This window comes from Bradyrhizobium sp. BR 1432, assembly GCF_051547705.1.
Classification (GTDB): domain Bacteria; phylum Pseudomonadota; class Alphaproteobacteria; order Rhizobiales; family Xanthobacteraceae; genus Bradyrhizobium; species Bradyrhizobium zhanjiangense.
Window position 1 is genome coordinate 2721571 of sequence record NZ_JBPUGF010000003.1, and the last position, 26517, is coordinate 2748087.

A 26517-nucleotide genomic window follows, 5' to 3' on the forward strand; every position below is an offset into this window, starting at 1 on the left:
GACGGGGAGGACTAGTCGTCAAACATCTTCGGCGGCACGAACCCGCCGAACTCGCGCTCGATCAGTTCGGCGAGCTTCAGCGGCGTCCGGTCCTCGAGGAACGGCCCGATGATCTGCACGCCGACCGGCAGGCCGTCCTTCGACAGACCGAGCGGAATGGCCGTTGCCGGCAGGCCCGTCAGCGTGGCGATGCCGGGCCAGGCAAGCTGATCCGGATAGACATAGTCCTTGCCGTCGATGTTGATCCGGCGCGTCTCCTGCTGCGGCGAATGATCATGCGGATAGGCCGGTGTCGGCATGATCGGGCAGATCACCGCATCGAATGTCCTGAACAATTGCCGCCATTGCGCGCGCAGCCCGGCGCGGGCGCCCTCGTCGAACACCCAGGCCTGATGCGTGTACGTCATGCCGCGCAGCCGCTCTGCCGTAAGGCTCTTGTCCTCAGGTGAGAGTTGCGCCGCCCCGCACGCGCGCCGGCGAGAATGTCCGGCGGAAAGAACGCGCCGAGAAAGCTCATCAGCATGCGCATGTAGAGGCGCGAGGCTTCCGTGAAATCCGGAAACAGCGGGCTCTCGCGTGCGACGCGCGCGCCCATGCTCGCCAATCGGCCCGCCAGCTTCTCGATCGCGCCGCGAATGTCGGCATTCGCTGGCAGCAACGGGTGGCTGTCGATCACCAGCACACGGAAATCCTTCAGCACGTGGTGTCGCGCCTCCGGCAGCGCGAGCTTGTATCCGATGCCGAGGTCCAGCGGATCGGGGGCTGCCATCACCTCCAGGAGCAAGGGCAGATCGGCTGCACTCCGCGCCATCGGACCGATCACCGCCATGTCGCGCTCCATCGGGATGGCCGGAAATGGCGGCGGCGTATGGCCGCGCGTCGGGCAGAGATTGTAGCTCGGCTTGTGCGCATAGACACCGCAGTGGAAGGCGGGCACCCGCAGCGAGCCGCCGATGTCGGAGCCGAGCGAGAGCGGTCCGTAGCCGGCCGCGAGCGCTGCGGACGAGCCGCCCGATGAGCCGCCGGGCGTGCGGTCGAGATCGAACGGATTGTTCGTGGTGCCGTAGATCTCGTTGTAGCTCTGCCAATCGCCCAAGCCGACGGGAACGTTGGTCTTGCCGAGGATGATGCCGCCGGCGTTCTTCACCCGGGTGATCGACAGTGCGTCCTCCGCCGGCTTGAAATCCTTCTGCGGTGTCCAGCCCCAGGTCGTGGGCAGGCCGGCGACGTTGAAGGACTCCTTCACGGTGACGGGGAGGCCGAGCAGCGCTTTGCTTTCGCCGCGCGCCAGCGCCCCGTCCGCCTCGCGCGCGGCGCCGAGCGCACGATCGAAATCGCGGACGCAGATCGCGTTGATCTTGCCGTCGTGACGTTGGATGCGGTCGATCGCGTCCTGGGTGAGCTCGACCGCCGAGACTTTCTTCGCGGTCAATGCGGCCGACAGCTCGACCGCACTCTTGAAACTCCATTCCGATTTGGCCACGGCACCTCTCCTGTTCTTATTGTCGGACGATGATGCGCAGTTTGGCCGAATGCCGCAACGGCTGTTTGATCGCGATTGATATTCGGGCGGGACGGAGCGGACGGAGTTCAAGAACTCGCTGTCATCGCCCGGCTTGACCGGGCGATCCAGTATTCCAGAGGCCTTCGTTGGAGAGCTCGCTCTCACCATATCTGGCGCGGCGTACTGTCATCGCCCGCTTTCGCGGGCGATGACAACGGAGGGTGAAGCTACTACGCCGCCCCGATCACAATCCCCACCGCCAGCACGATGGCGCCGCCGAGCACGATTTGGAATACGGCCTGGAGGAACGGTGTGTCCATGTAGCGCGCGCGGATGAAGGCGATCGCCCACAATTCGAAGAACACGACGACGCAGGCGATTGCGGTTGCGATCCAGAATGCGTTGGCCCAGCTGTCCGGCACGAGATAGGGCGCGGTGTGGCCGAGTCCGCCGAGCGTCGTCATTGCGCCGCAGGTGAGGCCGCGCAGCCAGGGCGAGCCGCGCCCGGTCAGCGAACCGTCGTCGGAGAGCGCTTCCGCAAAGCCCATGCTGATGCCGGCGCCGATCGATGCGGCAAGGCCCACCAGAAATGTCTGCCAGTTCTGGTGCGTGGCGAAGGCCGCCGCAAACAGCGGCGCCAGCGTCGAGACCGATCCGTCCATCAACCCGGCGAGGCCCGGCTGAACATATTGCAGCACGAACATCCGTCGCCGCGTCCGGTCTTCCTCGGCGCGCACGTCGGGCTTGAGGATCTCGCCCGTCAGTCTGGCGGCAGTGTTCTCGTGGCTCTTCTCGGCCTCGGCGAGGTCGCCGAGCAGCCGGCGGACGTTGACGTCCTCGGCCTGCTCGGCGGCCTTCGCATAGAAGCGCTCGGCCTCGAGCTCCATGGTCTCGACTTCTCTGCGGATCGTATCGAGCGCCAGGTTCTTGGTCAGCCAGATCGGGCGGCGGCGCAAAAAGCCCTTGACGTCCTCGCGGCGGATCGGCGGCAGGTGCTGGCCGAAACGCTGCTCGTACATTTCCAGTAGCATGTGCCGATGGCCGCGCTCCTCCTCAGCCATCTGCTCGAACAGCTTTGCCGAATCCGGATAGCGCTCCTTCAGGTCCTCGGCGAAGGTCATGTAAATGCGACTGTCCTCCTCCTCGGAGGAGATCGCGACCGCAAGCACCTCGCGCTCGGTCAGATCGGCAAAATTCTTCACGACGGCCCTGTCACGAGTTTAGAACTATTCTAAACTATATAGGACGCCGCGGTTCCCCGGTCAAATCAGCCGGTGCCGGCCTTCGCGAGGAAATCCAGCAGCAACCGGCTGACTTCGGCCGGCTGCTCCTGCTGCACCCAATGGCCGGCGCCATCGACGAGATGGCAGCCGAGCATCTTTGTGCACGCGCGCGCCTGCTTCGCCTCGAACACGCCGGGGCGCTGATAGGTGCCCCAGTCCTGCTTGCCGGAGATGAAGCAGGAGGGCACGTCGATGCTGCGGCCAGAGAACAGTTGCAGTTCGTGATTGAAAGCGCCCGACGTGCCGCAGCGATACCATTGCAGCCCACCCTGGAATCCGGTGCGGCCATATTCGGCGGCGTAATAGGCGAGCTCGCGGTCGGGCAGCCATTGATTGGCGGCGATCGCGGCCGGCGACGGCATCTCTTTCGCGACCGTCTCCGGCATGGTCTCATTCAGGTCCATCACGTAATAGGTCGGCAGCTTCGCCAGTTCGTTCGCCGACCACGATTCCAGCGGGTGCGGCTTGTTGCCGGTCCAGTCCGCGCTCTTGTGATGATAGTAGGCGCGTAGGAAATCGTGCACGCCCTGGGGCGCGCGGTGCATGTCGCCGTTGGCCGCGCGTGTCGAATAGTACCATTGATAGTGTTTTCGCGGGCGCGGCAGCGCGGCAAGCTCGCGATGCACTGCGTCTTCGGCCGCAGGCTTTGCCGGCGTGTCGGCTGTGTTGAAGGGCAGCGGCGGCGGTCCGCCGAACGGCGCGCTCATCATCGTCACTGAGCGAAACACGTCGGGCCGGATCAGCGCGCACCAGGCCGCCACCGGGCTGCCGAAATCATGTCCGACCACATCAACCTGCCGGTAGCCGAAAGCCGACACCAAGGCGAGCGCATCACGCACCAGGTTGAAGAGCGAGAAGGGCGCGAGATCGTCGTCGTACTCGGCGCTCCATCCCGTCGTGCGCCCATAGCCGCGCTGGTCCGGCGCGATCACGTGATAGCCGGCGGCGGCGAGCGCCGGCATCACCTTGCGCCACGAGAAGGCCAGCTCGGGAAAGCCGTGCAGCAGGAGGATGCTGGGGCGGCCCTTGGTCTCGAAGCCGGCTTCCAGCACATGCACGCGCAAGCCGTTGATGCCGTCGACGTAACGCGTGCGGATGCTGGCGGGAAGGGGGATGTCGGGGAGCGTTATCATCGTTTCCTCCGTGAGGGCGGGAGCTCTTACCCTCCCCTGGAGGGGGAGGGTCGATCGCGCGCAGCGCGAGCGGGGTGGGGTGATCTCTCCCCACGGGCAGTGTTCAACGAGGATAGACCGTCACCCCACCTCGGTTCGCATTCCGCTTCGCTCCATGCGAACCGATCCTCCCCCTCCAGGGGAGGATGGAGTTCGCAGCGCGAGCCGTCCTAGATCAAACCGCCGCGCAGACGAATCCGCTGCCCTTGCGCTTGATCTTCCCGACCGACGGCGAGGGGAAATGCGCGGTGCAGCACAGCGTGTCGGTGTCGCAATAGCGCTCCAGGAAGCTGCGGCGCGTTTTCGCCGCTGTGGCCTGATCGACGTCGAACTTCATCGACAGCTCCGGATAGAGCGCCTGCAGCGGCGAGTGAATGAGATCGCCGGAGAACACCGCATCGTCCTTGCCGCGTCCGATGGTGAAGGCGACATGGCCCGGCGTGTGGCCGGGCGTCGGCAGGATGCGGATGTGATCGCCGATCTGATGGTCGCCGCTGACGAGTTCGTGACGCCCCGCCTCCACCACCGGCAACACGCTGTCGGCAAAGGGCGGGACCTCCGCCTTCGCATTGTTCTCGGTCCAGTAGTCGAACTCCCGCTTGGCGAAGACATAGCGCGCCTTGGGGAAGGTCGGCACCCAGCGGCCGTTCTCGAGCCGGGTGTTCCAGCCGACGTGATCGGCATGCAGATGCGTGCACATCACGAAGTCGATGTCATTGACCGAAACCCCGGCGGCGTGGAGGCCGCGCAAATAAGTGTCGTCGGTCTTCAAGTGCCATTTCGGTCGCTGCGGCCGCGGCTTGTCGTTGCCGATGCAGCTGTCGATCAGGATGGTGTGATGCGGCGTCTTCACCACGTAGGACTGGAAGCACAGGATCAGCGTGTCCTGCTCGTCCAGTGCCTTGGCCTGCCGCATCCAGGCCCGGTTCTCGGCCAGCACCTCCGCTGTCAGTCCCGGAATGAACTCCAGCGCCGAGAAGAAGGGGGCTTCCTGCTCGATGACGCGATGGATGGTGAGATCGCTGACCGAGTATTTGAGGCTCATGAGAGCTCCTGCGATTTACGCTGGAGGCGGCACCGAGATCTTCACGGAGGGCCGCTCCAGCATCTTCTGATGGAAGGCGTCGAGCTTCGGATAAGCCTTGCGCCAGCCGCAATCGGCGAAGCGGAAGTCGGCATAGCCGAGCACGCAAACGAGGCCGATCTGCGAGATGTCCAACGGGCCGTTCAGCACCTCCGGCATGTTCTCGAAGCGCGCCATGCCGGTCCAAGCCCTGTTCCAATGGTCGTCCGACCAGGCCTGCCATTGCAGGCCCTGCGGCCGCACCATTTTCTCGTAGCGGCACAGCAGCATGGAATCGAGCATGCCGTTGATCAGCGAGTGGTTGGTCTTGGCCTTCCAGCGCCGCGGACCGTAGCCGGGGATCAGGCTGCCACCGGCAATCTCATTGAGATATTCGACGATGACGTAGGAGTCCAAAATCACGTCGCCGTCATTGGTGATCAGCACCGGCAGCTTCTTCAGCGGCGTGATGCGTGAATAGTCCTCGTTGGCCGTGCCCGGCGCGACGGTTGCGGGCACGAGCTCGATCTTGTCGATCAGCCCGAGCTCGATCGCGGCGATGCGCACCTTGCGGGCGAAGGGCGAGGCGGGGGAGAAGGTGAGTTTCATGGGAGTACCTTGACGAATATCCGGCAGTTGTTTTCGTCATTGCGAGCGAAGCAATCCAGGCTGTCTCCGGGGAAATAGTCTGGATTGCTTCGTCGCTTCGCTCCTCGCAATGACGGTGTGGCAACAGCTGTCGTCGCAGCTTACGCCGCGATGATCTCCTGGCGCTGCTCGCCGAGACCTTCGATGCCGAGCGTGACGACGTCGCCGACATTGAGGAAGGTGGGCGGCTTCATGCCGAGACCGACGCCGGGCGGGGTGCCGGTGGTGATGATGTCGCCGGGCAGGAGCGTCATGAACTGCGAGACGTAGGAGACGCATTTCGCCATGGAGAAGATCATGGTCTTGGTCGAGCCGGTCTGGCGGCGCTGGCCGTTGACGTCGAGCCACATCGACAGGTCCTGCACGTCCTTGATCTCGTCCTTGGTGGCGAGCCACGGCCCGAGCGGGCCGAACGTGTCGTGCGACTTGCCCTTAGTCCACTGGCCCAGGCGCTCGGTCTGGAAGTTGCGCTCGGAGACGTCGTTGCAGACGCAATAGCCGGCGACGTAGTTCAGCGCGTCGGCTTCCGAGACATATCTGGCACGGGTGCCGATGATCGCGGCAATCTCGACCTCCCAGTCGAGCTTGGTCGAGCCGCGCGGCTTCTCGACCGCGTCGTTCGGGCCGGACAGCGAGGTGTTCGCCTTCATGAAGATGATCGGCTCGCTCGGGATCGCAGCGCCGGTCTCCTTGGCGTGGTCGCTGTAATTGAGGCCGATGGCGACGAATTTCGAAATGCCGGTGACCGGTGCGCCGAACCGCGGCTTGCCCGACACGGCGGGCAGCGAGGCGGGGTCAAGGCCTGCCAGTTTCTTCAGGGACTCTGGCGAATAGGCCTCACCGGTCAGGTCCTTCACATGCGCCGACAGGTCGCGCAACTGGCCGGATCTATCGATCAGGCCGGGCTTTTCCGCACCCTTCTCGCCGTAACGAACAAGCTTCATTCTCGTTTCTCCCTGGGAATGGACCGATCGGTTGAACAGCTTCATGGAACAGGGCGGCGGGAAATTCAACCGCCTACGGCGCGGCGCATTGCAGCCCTCTGGATTCAGTGGGAGTTTCGTGTCCCGGACGCGACGCAGCGCGAAGCGGTGTGGCGCAGAGCCGGGACCCAAACCGCGACATTCTGGGTCCCGGCTCAGCGGGGCAGCGTTGCACGCTGCACCGCGTCCGGGACACGGAGATCAACCTAAAGCCACAAATCTGAACGCGTCTCCCGCCCGCTTGATATGCCCCGCCGAATAATGCCCGCCGATCACCAGCGTCGGCGTGTCGGCAAAACGCGAGAACATCTCGTGCCGGGTCGCCGCCGATTGAGCGGGATCGGAATCGACGACCGAGCACCAGTCGAGATGCGCCATCTGGCAGGGATGATGGGCAACGTCGCCGGTCAGAAGCCCCTGCTCGCCACCGGACTCGATCAGGACGCTCATGTGCCCGGGACTGTGGCCCGGGGTTGGGATCAGCTTGATTTCCTCGCAGAGCCGGTGGTCGCTCGGGATCAGCTCGGCCTGGTCAGCATCGACGACCGGCTTCACGGAATCGTTGAACACCGCAACCTTATCCGGCTCGGCCGTGTAATCGCGCCAGTACTCATATTCGGTCCTGCCGAAGACGTAGCGCGCCTTCGGAAAGGTCGGCACCCATCGGCCGTCGACCAGCCTCGTGTTCCAGCCGACATGGTCGACGTGAAGATGCGTGCACAGCACGGTGTCAATGCTGTCAGGCGGAAAACCCGCCGCGGTCATGGTCTCCAGAAACGGCGTGCTGCGGTTGTTCCAGGTCGGGACGCCGCGGCCCTGCTTGTCGTTGCCAAGGCCGGTGTCGACCACGATCCGGCGCGAAGGCGTCTCCACCACAAGCGAGTGGATCGACATCTTCAGCCGGCCTTCTTCGGTGGCGAACTGCGGGATCAGCCAGGGCAGTTTGCGGATTTCGTCGTTGGTCGCTGCCGGCAGGATGAAGCGGGTCGAGCCCACCGTCTCCATTTCGACGAATTTCGTGATCCTGACCTTGCCGACCTTCCACTGCATCCGGCGCATCCCCGTGTTCTTGCTCTTGCGTTGGAACATGCGCACTTTCCGCCATCAAGCGCAATGGATCATCTGAGGTGATGTGGCGTTATCGCGAGGAACCGGAAAGAAGCCGGAGAGGAGCCATGCCAGAGCTTGCGATTTCCGCGGACAAGGTCGCCTTCATCATCGAGAAGGCGCGCGAATTCGACGTCAAGGAGGCGGCTTCCGATCCGGATTCCGGCTCGAACCCGAGCGATGACGACTCGATCGGCGTCCTCGAGGACAACGGATCCGATCCGGTCGGCCACGAGCTCGGCAGCTTCATGATCGTCTTGAACGAGGACGAGCAGATCGATCTCGTCGCGCTGACCTGGCTCGGTCGCGGCGACGGCACCATCGATGATTGGGACGATTTGCGCGCGCGCGCCGTGGAGGCGCGGGGCGCGTATGGCAGCCCGCGCCGTGAAACGGTGCACTATCTGCTCGGCGAGCCCATGCTGGGCGATCTGCTCGCTGCCGGACTCGACGAATTCGGTATCGACTGGGCCAATGAGCGTCTCACCGCCGATTCCTCCGATCCCAGCGAGCGCGACGAGGACGAAGCGACGAAGCAGCGGTGAGTTTGCTTCACTAGCCAGCTTGCGGGTCTCTTCGCCTCTCCCCGCTTGCGGGGAGAGGCCGGATTGCACTGAAGATGCAATCCGGGTGAGGGGGAGTCTCCGCGAGTCCAACTCTCACCGTGCTTGGCGGAGAGAGCCCCTCACCCCAACCCTCTCCCCGTAAGAACGGGGCGAGGGAGTACACCTGCAATCGCGACTACAGCGTTCCCGGGAACGCGCCGCCATCGAGCAAGATGTTCTGCCCGGTGATGAAGCCTGCCTTGGCGCCGCAGAGGAAGGCGCAGGCATAGCCGAACTCGTCGGGCTGGCCGAAGCGGCCCGCAGGGTTGAGCTTGGCACGGTCGGCAAGGATCTGCTCCGGCGTGACGCCGCGCTTGTCGGCCTCGGCCTTGGCGGTGCCGGTAAGACGATCGGTTTCGAACGGGCCAGGCAACAGGCCGTTGATGGTGACGTTGTTGATCACGGTCTTGCGCGACAGGCCGGCGATGAAGCCGGTGAGGCCGGCGCGTGCACCGTTGGAGAGGCCGAGGATGTCGATCGGCGCCTTCACCGCGGCCGAGGTGATGTTGACGATGCGGCCGAACTTGCGCGCCATCATGCCGTCCACCGTCGCCTTGATCAGCTCGATCGGCGTCAGCATATTGGCGTCGATCGCCTTGATCCAATCGTCACGGGTCCAGTTGCGGAAATCGCCGGGCGGCGGGCCGCCGGCATTGTTGATCAGGATATCAGGCTCGGGGCAGGCCTTCAGCACGGCCTCGCGGCCCGCCGGCGTCGTAATGTCGCCGACGATCTCGGTGACGGTCACGTCAGGATAGGCCTTGCGGATATCGTCGGCGGTCTTCTTCAGAGCTTCGGCACCGCGCGCAGTCAGCGTGACGTGAACGCCGGCCTCCGCCAGCGAGATGGCGCAGGCGCGCCCGAGGCCCTTGCTGGATGCGCAGACGATGGCGCGGCGACCTTTGATCCCAAGATCCACTGTTTCACTCCCGTAATGTCAGGCAGGTTTTGGATGCGGCCACTCTAGCCAACATCGATGTCGCTGATAAGGGACGGGCTCGCTTCAAAATGCATGGCGCGCGCTGCGGCGATGCAAATGCGCCCTAGATGCGCCGCTCCTGCTTGAGCCGGTCGATCGCGGCAGCCGCTTCCGGCGGCAGCGATTTGAATCCCATCCGCCCCACCGTCGAGAACAACGGCCGCAGATGCGAGCCGGCGAGGAACGGCGGCTCGCGGTTGGCCGGCACGATCTGGTCGAACACCGCTACCAGCGTGATGGCGACGAGGCCGACCCTGATGGCGCCGAGCGCAGCGCCGCCGAGCCGGTCGCCGATGCCGGCCTCGCCGATGGTGTCGTTCAGCGCGACACGGCCGATATGCCCGAGCAGCATGCCGACCACCACGAAGATGGCGAAGAACCAGATCCAGTTCTGGAGCAGCGGCGAATTCGGATTGGCTGCGATCTGCGGCGCGATCAGCGGCATCAACGCCACCGCCATCGGCGCGGCGAGGAGATAGGCGAGGATGGTCATGGCGCTGCGCAGCAGCCCGGTCCTGAATCCGAGGCCGACCGCGATGGCGAGTGCCGCATAGACCACAAGATCGAAACTGTTCATGCTGCGAGCTCACCTCGGGGAACGTTGCCGCGCTGGAACGAATGAACGCCGAACCGATCATTCCGGTTTCAGATCGCTAAAATCGTCTGTATTGATGGCTGCAAAAGCTCAGCGATCACGCCCAAGGAAATCGTCATGTCAGACCTGTTCGACGTCAGTAAAGAAACCATCCTCGTAACCGGCGCGAGCCAGGGGCTGGGGCGGCAATTTGCCCGGGTGCTGGCGGCCCATGGCGCATCCGTCGCGCTCGCGGCGCGGCAGACCGACAAGCTGAAAAGCCTGGAAGAAGAAATCCGCGGCAAGGGCGGCCGCGCCGCCGCCGTCGCGCTCGACGTCACCGACACCGCGTCGATCGCCAGGGCGGTCGATGCGGTGGAAGCCGCGCTCGGGCCCGTCACCGTGCTGATCAACAATGCCGGCATCGCCATCGAGAAACTCGCGACCGAGCAGACCGAGGCCGATTGGGATGCCGTGATCGGCGCCAATCTGAAGGGCGCCTATTTCCTCGCGACGGAAGTGGCGCGGCGCATGATCGCGCGCAAGCAGTCGGGCAATATCGTCAACATCGCCTCCGTGCTCGGCACCGGCGTGCTTAAGGCAGTGTCGCCCTACGCGATCTCCAAGGCCGGCATCATCCAGGCGACCAGGGCGATGGCGCTGGAGCTCGCGGGGCAGAACATCCGCATCAACGCGCTCGCGCCCGGCTATATCGACACCGAGATGAACCACGCCTTCTGGTCGACGCCGGCAGGCGAGCGCCTGGCCAAACGCATCCCGCAGCGCCGCGTCGGCGCCGAATCCGATCTCGACGGCGCGATCCTGCTGCTGGCGTCGAACGCCTCGCGCTACATGACGGGCAGTGTGGTCACCGTGGACGGCGGGTTCTTGCTGAATTGAGCGCGTCTTCGCCTCTCCCCGCGTGCGGGGAGAGGCCGGAATTGCGCAGCAAATTCCGGGTGAGGGGGAGCCTCCGCGAGTCCGTCTCTCACCGAGTTCGCGGATCGAGGCCCCTCGCCCAACCCTCTCCCCGTAAGAACGGGGAGAGGGAGAAGAGCTACCGCATCTCCGTCGCCTTCTCCGCGATCACGATGGTCGGCGCGTTGGTGTTGCCGCCGATCAGCGTCGGCATGATCGAGGCGTCGACGGCGCGCAATGACGGTGCTTGCAGCCCCTACGACATGAAGCGCATCAACTTCTCCAGCCGCGCGATCTTGCCGCCATAGGGCGGATCGAGGTCGGCGAGGCGGTTGAACTTGGAGCGATAGAACACCGGCTTCAGCTTGCTGAAGGTGCGAAAGCCCCACTCGCCGTGATAGGCGCCGGTGCCGGATGCGCCGACGCCGCCCATCGGCTGGTTGATTTGCGTGAAGTGGAACAGGCAGTCGTTGATTGTGACGCCGCCGGAGATGGTGCGTGACAGCACCTCGTCGCGCGCGTTGCTGTCCTTGCCGAACCAGTACAGCGCCAGCGGCCGGTCGCGGGCGTTGACGAAGGCGATGGCGTCGTCCGGATCGCGATAGCCCAGCACCGGCAGCACGGGCCCAAAGATCTCCTCCTGCATCACCGCCATCGCTTCGGTCGCACTGAGGATCAGCGTCGGCGGGAATTTGCGGTGGGCCTTCCAGTTGGGATCGTCAGGCCTTGCCGGTTGCAGGAGCTTGGCGCCGCGCTGGGCCGCATCCGCGACGAGGCCTTCGAGCCGCGCATAGTGTCGGTCGGAGATGACGGAGGTGTAGTCCTTGTTGGCGGGATCGGTGCCGAACATGCGCCGCATCTGCGCGCGCACTTTTTCGGCAAAGGATTGCACCGAATTCTCCGGCACCAGCACATAGTCCGGCGCGATGCAGGTCTGCCCAGCATTGAGCAGCTTTCCATAGGCGATGCGCTCGGCCGCCTCATTGAGATCGGCCGAGGCGTCGATGATCGCCGGCGACTTGCCGCCGAGCTCGAGCGTAATAGGCGTCAGATTGCGTCCCGCGGCCTCCGCGACCAGCCGCCCAACCCGCGTCGAGCCGGTGAAGACGAGATGATCGAACGGCAGGTGCGCAAAGCCCTTTGCGATCTCGTCCTCGATGCCGGTGACGAGCACTTCGGTGGCATCGAACCTCCGCCCGACCGTTTCCTTCAGCAGCGCCGAGAAGTGCGGCACGAGCTCGCTCGGCTTGATGATGACACGGTTGCCGGCGGCGATGGCGCCGATCGCGGGCGCGAGCGTGAGCTGCAGCGGATAATTCCAGGGCGCGATGATGCCGACCACGCCGAGCGGCTGCGGCATCAGCCGGTTGCGCGCGGGCAGGAATTGCAGCGCGGTCGCGACCCGCTGTGATGTCATCCAGCTCTTCAGGTGTTTTGTGGCATGCCGGATCTCGGAGAACACCAGCATGGTCTCGGCAATCGTGGTCTCGACCGCCGAGCGGTGGCCGAAATCGGCCGAGATCGCCTGCCGGAAGCGCTCCTCATTGTCCGCGACCACCGCGCGCAGCCGCGCCAGCCGGTCGAGCCGCTCGGCCAGGTCAGGCGCCGGCTCGGCCCGCGACCGCGCGACCATGGCATGGAAGGCATCCTGCAGCGCCCGCAGCGGGGTGCCTGTCAGGGACTGGTCCAAGGCAGGGTCCAAGGTAGGGTCCAAAGTACGGTCCATGGCGTTCCTCCCTAAAATGGGCGTCCGGCCCTGATTTTGTTGCGGCCAAGCTGGCCCTTTGCGGAACTCCTGGCAAGTGCATGCCAAACGGACCCAAAATCGGTCCATCCGCTGTCATAAAGTCGAAAAAAACGTTCCCGCAGCCCTTTCCAAAGGCAGCCCGCCTTGATACATACGCCCCGCACCCGATGGGCGTTGCCCGGGGTTGCCTTCCAAGGAAGCCTTTGGGACGGACGGAGCAAGCCACGCGAACAGCGTCGGCCTTACCTCACTGTCCCCGGCATTTTGGCGAAGGCAAAGCAAGTGTTTAACGCGGGGTGGAGCAGCCCGGTAGCTCGTCAGGCTCATAACCTGAAGGTCATAGGTTCAAATCCTATCCCCGCAACCAAATTCGGATTGACCGGATCCGATATGAAAATGGCCCGCTTGAAGCGGGCCGTTTTTGTTTTGGGGACGATCGCCATCAACGGCCAGTACCTCCCGCTCAGGTCGTTCAGCAGCGCGGCGACGAGCCCGTGCCGAACTCGGCCGGTTTGGTGAGGCTTCGCGGCGATCTCGATCTCAGGCTCAATTAAGTGCACTCTCACTGTAATTCAGACTTTGGCCGGCAAACCGTTCCTTGAAAACGATGGCTAAGCCCGCCGCGCACGATCGATTTAAGAGTCGGTCGAGCGAGATGCCGATGCATCGCGGAAGGCGGCGCCCTCACAATGGGATCAACTCTTGTGCTGCAGCAAATGTGCATTGTCTTTCGCGCTCGGAATCGGGGGCCTGCCATACGCCGTCGGTGCGTGAAGGGCTATGAGGTGGCAGCAGGTTCAGTGACGCCCAGAAAGCTAACGATCAGGATGATAGCTAGACCAAGGCTCTGTTCCGCAACCGCGTTGATCAGGAGTTTGCGAAGGCCGCGTTTCGTGTCCGCTGTACTTGACTCCAGCAGGGTGGGGACGACGAAGAAGCGATTGAAACCGGCAAACGCAACCATGGCGGAAAAGAGTAGAAGCTTTAGCAGAAGCAATTGGCCGTACGTTGTCGTGATCAGGTTCGTGAACGAGCCCACAAGGAACCAGGAGTTGATTAGACCGGATACGACCAAGATAGCGACGGCGGCATAGCCCATAACCGAAAAACGCAACGCAGCTTCGCAAGCATCGCGCTCGGCTTCTTTGTTACCGCGAAAGGACGCGACCACGAGGTCAAGCAAACCAACGAGTCCGCCAAGCCATGCACCTGCTCCAACAAGATGGAGAGAGTCCGACAGGGTGTGCACTGCTCTAGCTTCGCTATCTTCGATTTGCGTGTGCCCGACGCCCGCCAAACTGCCCAGCAGAATTGCGCATATTGCGAGGAGGAGCAGCTCAAGCTTCTTCGACGGACCTCTCACGAGCAATGTAAGGGTAGTACCTATCGCCGCAATCGCCGCTCCGAGACGCAGGAATGCGACGGCTCCAAAGGACGTATCCGTCAGCACGAACCGGGCCGTTTCCCAATTCGCGCCCCCTCCAGTCATGCTGATCGTCACGCCGATGAACCACAAAATGCCGCTGGCAAGGATGAGAAGTGAAACCGACAGCGAGATTGCCAGCCCGCTGGTGCCCCCGTCGCGACTTGCCGCTCGCGGATAGGCGTAGAAAGGAAACAGCACTAAGCCAAATAGGACGAGGGACGTCGCGTAATGCACGAAGCGGACGAGGACGAGCCATAGCTCCACGACTAGTTGCCGATAGTGAAGGTGTATTCGCCCTTGACGCGATGGGTGTCCTCAGAGACCGCGTGCCATATCACCCGGTACTTACCCGCCGGCAATGGCGCATCGAGAGGCACCACAAGCTGCTTCTTGTCCTTCAGGTCGACCGCCGGGGTACCTGTAGCAATCGACTTGCCACTCTCGTCCCGCAACTCCAGGCCTGAAAATTTGGCAATAACTCCTTCCGAGAAGTTCAGGCGGATTTCCTTGGTCGTGGGCGCGGCGCGCTCTATGCCATCCGACGGTGGAGCAGAGGATGTGAGCTTAGGATGAGCCATTGCTTCGGTCGCAGCAAGGGCGAGGCCGATGCCCGCGCTGATGGCTAAAAGTCTAGCGCGCATATTTCATTCTCCTCGCCTCGAAGCTACGTGGCTACCATCCCCAACTGCGGTAATTGGGATAGTAATAATTGTAGCGTGGCCGATAATAGCTGTAGTCGCCGCGATCCTCATGATAGCCCCCGTGCAAGTCACGGAGGGCGCGGTGATAGGCGCGATGCTCGGCACGGCTCTCAAACCCTTCCTCGTGGGCCCGTTCATGGGCTTCGCCTAGCTCGTCATGAAATGCGCGGTGTCCATTGTACCACTCGTCATGGGCAAGCGCCGGTACTGTGGAAAGTGCCGTAAAGGAAAATGCAGTGGCCAGAAGTGCACTCTTCAGTTTCATGACAACTCTCCCGATTCTAAGAGGCGATACGAGGAACCTATTCCGGGAAAAATAGGCATTCGCGCTTGAATGAATGCTGAACCAAGTTTGACGGGAAAGAGACAGGGTTCTGGGTTCCAAATCGAATGGAATTCACTGCGAAAGCGCTTCGGTGCGTCGGCCAGTGGTTGCGGATGCGACGCGACTCTCGCTCTCCGCCGCGCCATCCCGAGATGATATCGCGCTGTCCGCGCTGCGCCTGGCCGTTGCCGCAAGGAGTGCATGGATAGGAAACAACGCCATGCATGCAATCCCGATGGCGATGTGGATCCACCGGGCCGGCTCCCGCGTTTGTTCGCCCCCGTAATAGAGCACGAGACCTGTCATGGCGAGCAAGGCAAGCATGGCCAGCGTGGTGCCGCCGGTCCATCGCTTGCGGCGCCGGTGCCAGCCCGACCGCACGTGCAACGGCAGCAGCGAGCCGATTGCGATCAAAACTGCATAGGCCGAGATGCCGTGGAGCATCAATAGCAATCGTTCGGATTCACCGGGCTCGGCGTCGATGAGGTCGTGCAGAACGAACCAGGCGGCGCCGGTCAGCGCGACCACCGCGGTTGCGGTCCAGACAGCGCTCTTTTGAACAAAGCCGAGGCGCATGGATCAGGCCGCCATCGACTGGAGATCACCGCCGCTGATGAAAGCCGTCGCGCCGAAGCGACCGAAGCAGGGATGCTGCGGCTCGCCGCTCTGGACCAGAATCTTTGTCAAAGCGTCCGCGACGATGCAGCTTGGTGCGACGACCGAATAGGCTCGTCTGTCGGTTGTGGAGTCCGGCGATTCCAGCGCTCCGTTCCGGCCGACAGTGGCGAAGGAGGAGGAGGTCGCGATGGCGCCGTTGCGCAAAAGTCCGGCCTGCAGCAAGCCCCGGCCTGGAACGTGCACATGGATCGGCTGGTCGATCTCGCCCATGACGCGCAGATCGCCGCCGGCGTTGACGGTCGCGCATCGGACGCCCGCAGCGCGAAGCGAGGCGACGGCGCGATCCACCGCGTAGCCCTTGGCGATTCCGCCAAGGTCGATCGCCACCGCTGCCGCCAGACGCACGGACCGATCTTCCGACAGGCGGACTGCGCTGAAGTCGCCCTTACAGACATGGTCGAGGTCGTTGGACGGCAGCAACTCGCGGCGCATCAGCTCGAAGCCGACCGCGCAGTCGAACAGGCCGTTGCTTGCTGCATGAAACGCTGCCGCGTGACGCAGAACCCGCGCCGTCCAGGGATGGACTGTCACGGGCTTTCGGAACGCCGTGCGGTTGATGCGTCCGATGTCGCTACCTGCATCGTGGAAGCTCATCAGACGCTGAACCAGCAATACCGCCTCGAAGGCGCGGGCAATCGCTCGTTCAGCGTCGGCTTGCGCGATGCCGTCGACCTCGATCTCCACGATCGTGCCCAGCAGCGGTCGTGCGCGCCTCATGGCTACTGCCCCCTCAAACTCTGGTACTGCCCGACAACACGTCTCACGCCATCGGTAATGTGCTTGCACGACAAGGTCGCGCCGCTGATGTTCTTGATATCGATATTGAGCTGCAGCGGCGAGCTCGCGCTCTTGCCTATGAATTGCGAGCGCCACGAGGCCTCGCGAACCTCGTAGCCATAGGATTCGTTGTATTCGAGGATTTCGATATGCTTGACCGTGCCGCCGGCGGTAATGCCGACGGCATATTTAATGTATTCGTGCTTGCCGAGCACGCGGTCGATCACGACGATCCCGCCCGAGGAGGCGCGGAAGACTCCCGCCCTGCCGCCGGGGGAGAACGATGCGCCGGGAAAGATCGCCTGCATCGCCTGCTGTTCACTCATATACACGGTGGCGCCAGCCGGCGCGATCAGAACGATCGCTGCCGGCGCGGTGAGGAGTGGTGTCCACTTCATACTGCCTGCCTCGAAACGTCATTTCACAGCGAACGGCACGCCGAGGCGGAACATCACCTCATCGCGCGCGTGCTCGTCGCCGTAGATGCGTCCGTGCTTCACCACCGATGCCTGGTCCTCGTTGTAGGTGATCACCATCGGCAGTTGGTGCCGCCAGGCCAGCGTCCACCAGAATTCCTTCTGGCCGTAGTGGATGACGGGTCCGGCAAAGAACGCGGAATGTTCGGGATTGTTGAACCAGTAGCCGGTGAACTCGTTGTGGATGCGAGTCTCGAAGCCGATCATCCAGTTCGGCATCACCAGATAGGACATGCCGAAGGTCACGTCGATCGGCGAAGCTCTTTCGATCGAGCCGTCGGCGTAGACCTCGCGCTCATGCTTGCCCATGATATTGATCGCGGCAATAAGGCGATCGTCCAGGAAGTTCTTCTGCAAGATCACCCGCCATTCCAGCTCCTTTTCTTTCGGCCCGATCTCCGGCTCGATGTAGAGCGCAAGCCCGATCGGATCGGTCACGGGATTGAGAACCTGGTAGATCGCCTCGAAGGAAACCGAATCGAAGCGCGTCTTCTCGTAACGCGAGTACGGGTCGAAGGAAGCATCGAGAAACTGAGTCACGCCCGGTCCGCCCGTAGTCCCGTCGAAGCCGTTGCGGAAGGCGTTGGCATAACTCCAGTTGAAATAGCCGGAAATCTGCAGCTGGTTGGTGAGGCCGTATTCGATCTCCTCCTTGTTCTGCATGAAAAAATACTGCCCCTGCGACTGCCCGGCCTGCATGAACGATTTGTGTTCGTATTCAAACGTGCCCTGCGGATGCACATCGGCGGTGTAGATCCAGCCGAACGGTGATTCCCCTGCACGCGCCTGAAAAGCGGTCAGCATCACAGCTGCCGCGCATATCGGTCCCACCAAACGCTTCACTGTCGTCCCCTTCAAAGAAAAGCCTGTGGGACTCGGCCTACAGTGACACACGAAGGTGTGACAATACGCCTCAGCTCGGAATCGATCTAAACTCGTCCAGCGCCTTCACTCGCGGGATGCTCGGCGTCATTTCGCAAGGCTTCGGGAAGAATAAGTAAGTGAGCAGTAAGAACAGCTTACTCTCTATGCGCTTTCTTCCCGATTTTTGGTTGGAGCGATTCTAGTTTTGACAAATTCTAATCGAGGGTCGGATCTGTTGTACTTGTCGTCAGGGGGCACGACGTGCCGACGTCTTCGCAAGACGCCGCGTGAAGCGGGCCACTTCTGTTTGGTGGCTCCTGCGCCTCAGAATTTCGTAACCACCTTCCCATCCGCCCCCACCAACGTCGACGGTGCCTCCCCAAACACCAGCCCCTCCGGCTGAAACTTGATCGTCTTCCCGCCCTCGACGAACTCCGCAAAATTCCGTGGCGTTGCCGAGTGCACGCCGTTGGCCAGGAAGTCGTCGATCTCGTAGCAGGTGTCGGGCTTGCCGCCGGAGCCTTCGCTCAAAAACTTCTGGAAGGTCCGGCTCGTCACCTTCGCCTTCTTGCGCGCCGACCAGTTGGTGTAGCGGCGATAGAGTTTTGGCGGGATCACCGGGCCCTTGTCGGTCGCGAGCACGGCGGTCTCGCCAGCCCTGGGCTCGCGCAGGTCGAAGTCGAAGGCGCCAATCGTCTTGGCGAGATGCTTCCAGACCAGCAGCTTCTTGGTTCGCGCGGTCTTGGCGAGCGCGAGGAAAGCCTTGATCTCCTCCTCGTTCATCGAGGAGTAGAATGTCGGATAGGCAAAGCCCTGTTCGACCAGCCAGTGGTTGATGTCGATTGTCTCGCCTCCGACCGTCACCTCGATGTCGCCGACCAGCCTTCCATAGGTGTCGAATACCTCGTTCGGCGCATCGACATGGGTGAACACCCGGCAGGGGAGCGTAGCTTCGCCGGCACTGCCAAGGAAATCATGCAGCGCCTTGCTCGCGGTGGCGCCGAGGAATTGCCGGTAGGAATGGGTGACCTCGTGATAGGCCTGCTTCTTGGCCTCCGTCAGCCCCTTCTTCTCGGCGGTCGAGAGTGGCGACGGCTGATAGTGCAGCTCCGGCGCGTCGATGCCCTGCAGGCGGACGGTGAGCTTGCCGTTCCTGATCGGCGCCGTTGCGGTCCGGCCCTTGACCTTGGCGCCCTCGAAGACATGGGTCGGCTGGAATGGCGAAGAGTCGTTCTTGCGGAAGCGGATCGCGTCCGGCGCGATGATCACCACCACCTTGGTGGTGTCGGCGTCCGACCGCCCTTCCGGCCAGAACTGGCCGACATCGATCGTGCCTTCGACCTCCAGCAGTCCAACGGGCATCGGCCGCTCCTGTCACCGCGCGCGACCATCGACTTCTGAGGAAGCGATTCGCGCGCACAATGAGGAGCAACAGATCATCTTCGTGCGACAGTCCCATGGCGGCAGGTGGGACAGGCGCGACGCGGTCGCGGCGACAGCTCTCGACTTACACGAGGCTGACAACGCGGTTCTCGCGGGGGATGAGTTCGAAGAGGCAGAGCGACGGACGGCAGCCTCTAGGCGGATGGCATCGGTCGCAACAAGTCGCGCCCGCGCCTGTCGCGCGGGGGCGGCAATGGGTTCTTGAACTAAGAACGCTTCTGAAGATCACGATCTGTACGGACAGACCATCGTCAGATAGAGCAGCGTCGGAGCCTTGTCCTCGCCATTGCCGTATTCCCACTCCAGCCAAATCTCGTGTCGGTGGGCATAGGCGTCGCTGGCCGCGTGGGTGATGATGTCGGTCTTCATCGGGATCGGCGGCTCGGAATTGAAGCATTTCCGGACGCTGGCATCGAGCAGATCGCATCGGGTCAGAGGGATGACGCCGGGCTCGTCGTTGGACAGCGGCGTGCAGTTCGGCTGGGTACTGAGATCGACGCGGGCCCGGCCTTTCTCCTTGTGCCAATACGCTGCGCTCCCCTCCGGCCATCTGCCGGCCGGCGTCAGGATCAAATGGTACTGGCCGTACTCAAGGGTCGGCAGGTGGATGTCCGGCGAGGCCTTGAGAAGGTCCACGCTCCTCTGCATGTTTTCCAGAGGGAAATAATTGTCATTCATCAAATCTTTGAACGGCTTGTCGTTGTAGGTTCTAGTGCCCATCGCCCCATTCCCGTTTATGACGTCGCTGCCCCGCGAAAATTATGTGATGCTGCAATACTCGCCGCTCCAGCGGTGCCCTGGCGCAGCAAAAACTCTTGCTTCATTACTGATCGACTCTGGCAAAGTACCATCGGGGGCTGTGCTTCGTCCAGCAAGGCAGCCGAGTCGCAATGCCCTAGGGCTCATTGATAACAAGTCTTCGACTGGTAATCTAAACGCTCGCCGGGGATGGCCGGCTATCTTCCCGGGACATTGAAGGCACTCGGATGCACTGTTTGACGTGTCAGTCGACGATCGATTCGGATGATGGTCGGTGTCCGAAATGCGGTGCCATGGTCCATCGGCGGGAAGATCCTGAGAGCGAGCGCAGGTTCGTAACTATTCTCCGCGCCGATGTGATCGATTCGACAGGCTTGGTCGCCGAGCTGGAGCCGGAAGAGGCCGTCTCGCGGCTTGAGCCAGCACTTGCAGCCATGCGAGGCGCGGTGCGCCAGTTCGGCGGCATCGTCAGCAAGGAGTTGGGGGACGGGCTGGCCGCTGTATTCGGTGCACCGATCGCCGACGACAATCACGCTCCGCTCGCCTGCCACGCCGCGATCGAACTGGTCCGGCGCGTCGTCGGCCTTGGTGATCCCAGACTTCAGGTTCGGGTCGGTCTGCACTCCGGTCATGTCGTCACCTACATGGTCGCGAGCGAGTTTTCCAAGGTTTACGAGATCGGCGGCGTCGCGCAGCACCTCGCTGCGAGGCTGGAATCGGCAGCCGAGGCGAACCAGATATTCGTGTCCGAGGCCTGTCAGAAGCTTGCGGAAGGGCACGTCCGTTTCGACTTTCTCGGTCGCAAGGCGTTGCGCGGATTCAATGAGCCGCTTCCGGTTTACCGGCTTCTGGGCGCGAGTGATCTTTCGAGCTGGCGAGTGCGGCGCGCCCGCAGCGTCTCGCGGTTCGTCGATCGCACGACGGAGCGGGCGCTGCTGTGGCGCGCTGCGGAGAAGGTTGCGACAAGCCGACAGACCGTTCTGCTGATGGGCGACGCCGGCATTGGAAAGTCGCGGCTCGCACATGAGTTCGCCCAGGACCTTCGAGCCGGTGGCTGGCGGTTGATCGATACCGAGTGCAGCCCGAATCTCCAGGGTGCCCCCTACAGCGCCCTCAAGCGCCTGTTGCTGTCGGTCTTTGATGCAGCTGCGAGGGACCAGACCAGAACGGTCGATCCCAGAGACGCGTTGCCGGTGGTGCAGCAACGAGCCATCGACGCGGTCCTGGACTTACCGATATCCGATCCGCAGTGGGACGAATTGGAGCCTCACGCGCGCGGTCGCGCGATTGCAGACGCGAGCTGCGCGATCGTCGAGAGCATCGCTCGTCGCCAGCGCACGGTCCTCCTGATCGAAGATCTGCACTGGATCGATCGGGCCAGCGACACGATTGTGGCCACCCTTTCCGGACTGCAAAGCCCCGATTTGCTTGTGCTGCTGACAACGCGGCCCAACGGAATGCCGGTGTGGATCTCAAGTTGTCACGCGGAGATCGTGGCGATGCGGCCTCTCGACGACGATTCGGGCCTGGCCATGCTTGCGGAGATGCTTGGCCCCGCCACCTCGAATGCGGACCTGAAGAATCGGATCATCTCTCATACCGCCAACGTTCCGCTGTTCATCGAGGAGGTCTGCCGCAATCTGAAGGACAGCGGCCTGCTTCTTGGCCAGTGGGGTGACCTTTCCCTTGCGCGTCCTGTGGACGAGCTCGGCATCCCCAGCAGCATTCAAGGTGTGATCGCGGCACGGCTCGATCGCGTGTCTCGACAGGAAAGGTCACTTCTTCAGATCGCCGCGGCGCTTGGATCCCGGGCCAACCAGGCCACGTTGCGGAAAGTGGCAGCCTTGCCGGAAGACGTCCTGCAGGATTGCCTCGCCGCACTCGACCGGGCCGAACTGCTGGTCAAGATCGACAGTGAGTTGGAGGATTCGCTCGAATTTCGCCACGAGATGGTCAGGCAGGTGACCTACGATTCGATGGTCGAAAAGGTGCGCGAAAGCATCCATGCCAGCATACTTGCCGCCCTTGAGAGCGACCAGGCATGGGCCGATGGCCCGGACACGCTCTGCTATCACGCGACGCGGGCGAAGGATTGGCGGAAGGCGTTTCGCCACGGCAGGGAAGCCGCGCAAAAATGTTTGGCGCGCTCGGCGTTTACCGATGCCGCCAATTATTTCGTGATCGCGATGAACTCTCTGGACAGAACGGATCTCACCCGTTCACGGGAGGCAAATGCCATCGACCTCCGGCTAGAGGCGCGTTTGGCGTTCATGGCATCCGGACAGGTATCCGACTGGCTGGATCATGGAAAGGAGGCCGAGCGGCGGGCCAGCGCAATCGATGATATCGAGCGCAAAGTTGCCGCGATGACGGTCGCTGCTGCCGCTCAAAACTTCTACGGTACCCCTGCCGAGGCGGTTGCGATAAGCGAGGATGTAATCGTCCTTGCGAAGGAGTGGGGCAATCTGGGTTGGCTGAATGCCGCCGAATACGGTCTCGGGCAGGCTTATTTTCTCGCCGGACGCTATCAGGGGGCCGAGCAGGCGTTTGCGCGCGTCCGTACCCAGTTGCAGGGGCCGGATGCCAGCCCACCGATCGGCACGCCCCCGAAATATACCCTTCTCCTCTGTTGCATGATGAAGAGCCTCACCCACACCGTGATGGGCGAGCTCGACGTCGCCGAGCAGCTCCAGCAACAGGCCGCCGCGATCGCCGAGGAGACCGGCCGCCCCTACGACCGCGTCGCGGCCGCCTATAGCGGCGGATGGCTGAAGCTGGGGCAGAACGATCCGGCGGCGGCCGCTTCCATCCTCGAGGGCGGCTTTGTCCTCGCGCAGAAGCACGGCATCCGGCTGTTCGTGCCGGTGCTCGCCTGCCATCTCGGCATGGCCTATCTGGACCAGGGCCTGTTCGAGCGGGCGCGGGGCATGCTGACCGAGGCGCGCGAGGAGGCGAAGGCGGTCGGCTATACCTCGGCGGTGCTGCGCAGCTCGATCTACCTGGCGCTGGCTACCTACCGCCTCGGCGATGTCAGGGGTGCGCAGAACATGCTGCGCGAGGCGCGCAACACGGCGCGCCAGCAGGGGTTTTCGGGCCTTGAGGCGGAGGCCGTGTTTGGCGAAGCCGTGGTGACGCCGGCGTCCAGCACCGAAAGCAGAGCGGCCATGCTCGCTTCCTTGCGCGCCGCCATCGCGATCGCCTCCGAGAGCGGCGCGCTGCCGCTCCGGCACAAGGCCGAGGCGATGCTAGGCGAGATGCTTGCCCAAGGCGATGAGCTCACCTGAACCCTCATCTGTTGGGCGTGCGATGGTACCGTCGTGTCGGTTTTTCTGCCCGACGGGTCAATTAAATATTGCAATTGATACAAAGGCTTAGCACGACGCTTCTACTGTGCATGGGGTTGTTTTTTCACATTTTTGCAGGCTCCGTCATCGTCCAGTGCAGAGGACGGCATGCCCGCGTCTCCGCCCGATGACAAAGTCTCTTGCGCGCGCAGCAAGGTCGGCTACCGTTGGTACTAGCCGCAGGGCCAGGTGACTTTTGGTTTTCAATTTCTAGCATCCGATTCTCCGGCGCCGCGATGGCGCGACGCCCACCGAACGAGGCGGGCCATGATTACACGGGACCAGTCAGCACTTTTGGCGCCGGTCGAGCGCGACCTGCGGCTCGATCTGTTCCGCGGCATCGGTCTGTGGATGATCTTCCTCGATCACATCCCGCACGACGTCGTGGCCTGGCTGACGCTGCGCAACTACGGCTTCAGCGACGCCGCCGAGTTCTTCGTCTTCATCTCCGGCTATCTGGTCGGCTGGATCTATGGACCGATCGTCGCGGGCGGCTGGTTTCTCGCCGCGGCCAAGCGGCTGTGGCGGCGCGCGGCCGAGCTGTATGTCGCCCACATCATGCTGTTCCTGCTGTTCACGGCGCAGATCGCGCGCACCGTGCGTCGCTTCGACAATCCGATGTACGAGCACGAGTTCAACGTGTTCAATTTCCTGGCGCATCCGGACGAGCTGATCGGGCAGGCGATCCTCCTGAAATACAAGCCGGTCAATCTCGACGTGCTGCCGCTCTACATCACGCTGGTGCTCGCCTCGCCCTTCATCGTGTGGTGCCTGGTGCGCCGACCGAACCTGACGCTCGCCGGCTCCGTCGTGCTCTACGTGCTGTCGCGCTGGTTCGACTGGAACATCGCGTCCTATCCGCCCGGTACGACCTGGTATTTCAATCCGTTCTGCTGGCAGCTGATGTTCGTGTTCGCGGCCTGGTGCGGCATCGGCCAGATCGACAAGATCGCGACATGGGTGTGGTCGAAGGCGGCGATGGGGCTGGCCGCAGTCTGGCTGATCTTCGCGCTGCTGATCGTGATGACCTGGCACGTCCCTGCGCTCGAGGCGCTGATCCCGAAATCGATGATCAAGGCGATCTACCCGATCGACAAGACCGATCTCGACATGCTGCGCTTCACGCATTTCCTGGCACTGGCGATCTGGGTGACTCATTTCCTCTCGCGCAAATGGCGGGCGCTGCATTCAACATGGCTGCGGCCCGTCATCCTCTGCGGCCAGCATTCGCTGCCGATCTTCTGCCTCGGCGTGTTCCTGTCGTTCTCGGCGCACTGGATCCTGACGCAATACACCAAGGGCGTCTGGGAGCAGCTCGCCGTCTCCACCGTCGGCATCGTCATCATGGTCGGCGCGGCCTGGCTGCTCGGCCGGGCTGAACGCGTGCCGAAACTGTTCGTGAAGGTGACGGAGGTCGAGGAGGCCGACACCGCATTGGACAACGCGCCGGCCGTGAGCGCTGCCGCCGCGCCTGCGAGCCGCTGAACGCACCGCGCCGCCTTGCATTCTCACGGAGGGTCCATGTCCAGACGTTTGTCGACAATCGCCGGAATCTTCCTGCTCCTCGTCTGCGGGGCGTCGGCCCAGGCGCCGTCACCCGAGGCGATGACCGCAGCGCGCAAGCTCGTGGTCGCCTTGAAGATCGCGGATCAGTACCGCACGCTGCTGCCGCAGCTCCTGCTCAAGCTGAGGCCCGTGGTCGCCCAGGACAGGCCGGAGATCGAGCGCGACTATGACGCGATGACGGCCCCTGGCTCCGAGATCTACGCCCCGTTCCTGGCATCGATCATCGACCAGGTCGCCGCGCTCTATGCCGCGAGCTTCACGGTGGATGAGCTGCGCCAGATCGAGGCGTTCTATGCCCAGCCGGCAGGGCAGAAATTCCTGGCGAAGTCGGACGCGCTGGCGCAGGCTGGCGCCCAGATCGGCCAGGACGTCAGCCTGAAGGCCGCCGACGAATTGAAGCAGCGCCTGATCGAGGCGCTGCGCCAGAAGGGCCACAAGCTCTGAACCGCGCGACTGCGGGCTAGGCCAGAAACGCGCGGAAACGCCGCAGCGCGATCACGAAGAAGATGCCACCGATCAGCGTGAGCGCGACGAGCTGCGGCCACACCGCCTCGAGGCCGGCGCCGCGGAACAGGATCGCCTGCGCGAGCATCACGAAATGCGTGTTGGGCGCCGCCAGCATGATGTCCTGGACGAATTGCGGCATGCTTTCCCGCGGCGTCATGCTGCCTGAAAGCGTCTGTAGCGGCAGCAGGATCATGATCAGCAGCAGCCCGAACTGCGGCATCGATCCGGCGACCGTGGCCAGGAAGATGCCCATGCTGGTGGTGGCGAACAGCTGCAGCGCCGCGCCGAGCAGGAACAGCGCCAGCGAGCCGTCGATCGTGACCGCCAGCCATCCCTTCACCACGAAGCCGATCGACAGGGCGGAGGCAACCAACACCGCCGCTCCCATCGACCAGACCTTGCTCACCATGATCTCCAAGGGGGTAACCGGCATCACCAGGAGGTGCTCGATCGTGCCATGCTCGCGCTCGCGGATCAACGCTGCGCCGGTCAGGATGATCGAGAGCATGGTGACCGAGGTGATCACCTGGTCGATGGCGCCGAACCATGACTTCTTCAGCTCGGGGTTGAAGCGCGCCCGCAGCGCCAGCTCGATCGGCGGCGTCTGCGCATCACGGGTGTGTGCCAGAAACTCCGCGACCTCCGCGCTGACGATCTGTTCGACATAGCCGCCGCCGTTGAACGCTTGCGAGATTCGCGTGGCGTCGACGTTGAGCTGGATGGCTGGCGACTTCCGCGCCAGCAGATCGCGCTGGAAGTCCGGCGGGATGTCCAGCGCGAAGGTGTCGAGGCCGGCATCCATCCTCCGGTCCATCTCGTATTGCGAGATCAGGCGCGGCTTGGAGAAATAGGGCACGGTGAACGCCATCTCGATGCGGGTCGAGACTGGCGAATGATCCTCGTCGACGATGGCGATCGCGGCGCGGTTCAGGGTCTCCGGCAGCGCTCTTGCTCCGGCATAGACCGCCAGCGTGAAGGAATAGACGATGAGTACGAGCAGCATGGGGTCACGCACCAGGCCGCGCAATTCCTTGATGCCGAGCTGGAGCACGTTGTCAAAGCGCATGG

At 63.1% G+C, this 26517-nt stretch carries 23 protein-coding genes, 1 tRNA gene and 3 pseudogenes; 6 read left to right on the forward strand and 21 right to left on the reverse strand.

Annotation, left to right across the window (positions count from 1 at the left end):
• Window positions 1-11: 11 nt before the first annotated feature.
• From ACSKB8_RS12965 to ACSKB8_RS12995, 7 genes and pseudogenes are all read right to left on the reverse strand, one after another.
• A pseudogene (locus tag ACSKB8_RS12965) lies at window positions 12-1483 on the reverse strand (amidase).
• A gap of 251 nt (window positions 1484-1734) precedes the next feature.
• The gene (gene mbfA / locus ACSKB8_RS12970; RefSeq protein WP_370987889.1) at window positions 1735-2706 is read right to left on the reverse strand and encodes an iron exporter MbfA; all 972 of its coding nucleotides are present in this window, start codon (window positions 2704-2706) and stop codon (window positions 1735-1737) included.
• A gap of 65 nt (window positions 2707-2771) precedes the next feature.
• A complete protein-coding gene (locus tag ACSKB8_RS12975) occupies window positions 2772-3920 on the reverse strand; it encodes an alpha/beta fold hydrolase (protein ID WP_438104489.1) in 1149 nt (382 codons plus the stop codon).
• A gap of 214 nt (window positions 3921-4134) precedes the next feature.
• Window positions 4135-5004 (reverse strand): MBL fold metallo-hydrolase, encoded by an 870-nt coding sequence (locus ACSKB8_RS12980; protein WP_438104490.1) that lies wholly within the window; start codon window positions 5002-5004, stop codon window positions 4135-4137.
• Between the two features lie 15 nt (window positions 5005-5019).
• Entirely contained in the window at window positions 5020-5631 is a 612-nt protein-coding gene (locus tag ACSKB8_RS12985; RefSeq protein WP_438104492.1) for a glutathione S-transferase family protein, read from the reverse strand.
• 140 nt (window positions 5632-5771) lie between these two features.
• Complete coding sequence (locus tag ACSKB8_RS12990; RefSeq protein ID WP_438104493.1) at window positions 5772-6614, reverse strand: fumarylacetoacetate hydrolase family protein; 843 nt, start codon at window positions 6612-6614, stop codon at window positions 5772-5774.
• Window positions 6615-6854: 240 nt separating this feature from the next.
• On the reverse strand, window positions 6855-7703 hold the full coding sequence (locus ACSKB8_RS12995; protein ID WP_438110516.1) for an MBL fold metallo-hydrolase: 849 nt from the start codon (window positions 7701-7703) through the stop codon (window positions 6855-6857).
• A gap of 125 nt (window positions 7704-7828) precedes the next feature.
• Here ACSKB8_RS12995 and ACSKB8_RS13000 point away from each other — a divergent pair, with 125 nt between their 5' ends.
• Window positions 7829-8305 (forward strand): DUF3775 domain-containing protein, encoded by a 477-nt coding sequence (locus ACSKB8_RS13000; RefSeq protein WP_438104495.1) that lies wholly within the window; start codon window positions 7829-7831, stop codon window positions 8303-8305.
• 196 nt (window positions 8306-8501) lie between these two features.
• On the opposite strand, the gene ACSKB8_RS13005 is transcribed toward ACSKB8_RS13000, so the two are convergent.
• Both ACSKB8_RS13005 and ACSKB8_RS13010 read right to left on the reverse strand, forming a co-directional pair.
• Complete coding sequence (locus ACSKB8_RS13005) at window positions 8502-9284, reverse strand: SDR family oxidoreductase (protein WP_438104497.1); 783 nt, start codon at window positions 9282-9284, stop codon at window positions 8502-8504.
• Between the two features lie 124 nt (window positions 9285-9408).
• Window positions 9409-9921: a CvpA family protein gene (locus ACSKB8_RS13010; protein WP_438104499.1), complete on the reverse strand. Its 513-nt coding sequence runs from the start codon at window positions 9919-9921 to the stop codon at window positions 9409-9411.
• A 135-nt stretch (window positions 9922-10056) separates the two neighbouring features.
• Here ACSKB8_RS13010 and ACSKB8_RS13015 point away from each other — a divergent pair, with 135 nt between their 5' ends.
• Window positions 10057-10818, forward strand: coding sequence for an SDR family oxidoreductase (locus ACSKB8_RS13015; protein WP_438104500.1), 762 nt, complete (start codon window positions 10057-10059; stop codon window positions 10816-10818).
• A 157-nt stretch (window positions 10819-10975) separates the two neighbouring features.
• On the opposite strand, the pseudogene ACSKB8_RS13020 reads toward ACSKB8_RS13015, so the two are convergent.
• Window positions 10976-11074: pseudogene (locus ACSKB8_RS13020) on the reverse strand (hypothetical protein); the annotation flags it as partial.
• An 18-nt stretch (window positions 11075-11092) separates the two neighbouring features.
• Entirely contained in the window at window positions 11093-12562 is a 1470-nt protein-coding gene (locus ACSKB8_RS13025) for a coniferyl aldehyde dehydrogenase (protein WP_438104502.1), read from the reverse strand.
• 311 nt (window positions 12563-12873) lie between these two features.
• Between ACSKB8_RS13025 and ACSKB8_RS13030 the strand changes: the two genes are divergently transcribed.
• Window positions 12874-12950: transfer RNA gene (locus ACSKB8_RS13030), tRNA-Met, on the forward strand.
• 411 nt (window positions 12951-13361) lie between these two features.
• Here the strand turns inward: ACSKB8_RS13030 and copD are convergent.
• From copD to ACSKB8_RS13075, 9 genes and pseudogenes are all read right to left on the reverse strand, one after another.
• Window positions 13362-14273 (reverse strand): copper homeostasis membrane protein CopD, encoded by a 912-nt coding sequence (gene copD, locus ACSKB8_RS13035; protein WP_438104503.1) that lies wholly within the window; start codon window positions 14271-14273, stop codon window positions 13362-13364.
• A gap of 2 nt (window positions 14274-14275) precedes the next feature.
• A complete protein-coding gene (gene copC / locus ACSKB8_RS13040; protein WP_128936731.1) occupies window positions 14276-14650 on the reverse strand; it encodes a copper homeostasis periplasmic binding protein CopC in 375 nt (124 codons plus the stop codon).
• A gap of 31 nt (window positions 14651-14681) precedes the next feature.
• Complete coding sequence (locus ACSKB8_RS13045) at window positions 14682-14975, reverse strand: hypothetical protein (protein ID WP_370987901.1); 294 nt, start codon at window positions 14973-14975, stop codon at window positions 14682-14684.
• A 132-nt stretch (window positions 14976-15107) separates the two neighbouring features.
• Window positions 15108-15563 carry a cytochrome b/b6 domain-containing protein gene (locus tag ACSKB8_RS13050; protein WP_438104506.1) on the reverse strand — a complete coding sequence of 152 codons (456 nt, stop codon included), beginning with the start codon at window positions 15561-15563 and terminating at the stop codon, window positions 15108-15110.
• A gap of 51 nt (window positions 15564-15614) precedes the next feature.
• The gene (locus ACSKB8_RS13055) at window positions 15615-16430 is read right to left on the reverse strand and encodes an FAD:protein FMN transferase (protein WP_438104508.1); all 816 of its coding nucleotides are present in this window, start codon (window positions 16428-16430) and stop codon (window positions 15615-15617) included.
• A 2-nt stretch (window positions 16431-16432) separates the two neighbouring features.
• A complete protein-coding gene (locus ACSKB8_RS13060; RefSeq protein WP_370987904.1) occupies window positions 16433-16888 on the reverse strand; it encodes an FMN-binding protein in 456 nt (151 codons plus the stop codon).
• Between the two features lie 18 nt (window positions 16889-16906).
• Window positions 16907-17809: a DUF6662 family protein gene (locus ACSKB8_RS13065; RefSeq protein WP_438104510.1), complete on the reverse strand. Its 903-nt coding sequence runs from the start codon at window positions 17807-17809 to the stop codon at window positions 16907-16909.
• A gap of 741 nt (window positions 17810-18550) precedes the next feature.
• Window positions 18551-19192: pseudogene (locus tag ACSKB8_RS13070) on the reverse strand (thermonuclease family protein); the annotation flags it as partial.
• Window positions 19193-19498: 306 nt separating this feature from the next.
• The gene (locus ACSKB8_RS13075; RefSeq protein ID WP_438104512.1) at window positions 19499-19993 is read right to left on the reverse strand and encodes a hypothetical protein; all 495 of its coding nucleotides are present in this window, start codon (window positions 19991-19993) and stop codon (window positions 19499-19501) included.
• A gap of 266 nt (window positions 19994-20259) precedes the next feature.
• Here ACSKB8_RS13075 and ACSKB8_RS13080 point away from each other — a divergent pair, with 266 nt between their 5' ends.
• The 3 genes from ACSKB8_RS13080 to ACSKB8_RS13090 all read left to right on the forward strand — a co-directional run bounded on the left by ACSKB8_RS13080 (window position 20260) and on the right by ACSKB8_RS13090 (window position 25386).
• Window positions 20260-23316 carry an ATP-binding protein gene (locus tag ACSKB8_RS13080; protein ID WP_438104513.1) on the forward strand — a complete coding sequence of 1019 codons (3057 nt, stop codon included), beginning with the start codon at window positions 20260-20262 and terminating at the stop codon, window positions 23314-23316.
• Window positions 23317-23643: 327 nt separating this feature from the next.
• The gene (locus tag ACSKB8_RS13085) at window positions 23644-24861 is read left to right on the forward strand and encodes an OpgC domain-containing protein (protein WP_370987908.1); all 1218 of its coding nucleotides are present in this window, start codon (window positions 23644-23646) and stop codon (window positions 24859-24861) included.
• Window positions 24862-24897: 36 nt separating this feature from the next.
• Window positions 24898-25386: a DUF2059 domain-containing protein gene (locus ACSKB8_RS13090; RefSeq protein ID WP_438104515.1), complete on the forward strand. Its 489-nt coding sequence runs from the start codon at window positions 24898-24900 to the stop codon at window positions 25384-25386.
• A 16-nt stretch (window positions 25387-25402) separates the two neighbouring features.
• Here the strand turns inward: ACSKB8_RS13090 and ACSKB8_RS13095 are convergent, their stop codons facing one another.
• A complete protein-coding gene (locus tag ACSKB8_RS13095) occupies window positions 25403-26515 on the reverse strand; it encodes an ABC transporter permease (RefSeq protein ID WP_438104516.1) in 1113 nt (370 codons plus the stop codon).
• Window positions 26516-26517 lie beyond the last annotated feature (2 nt).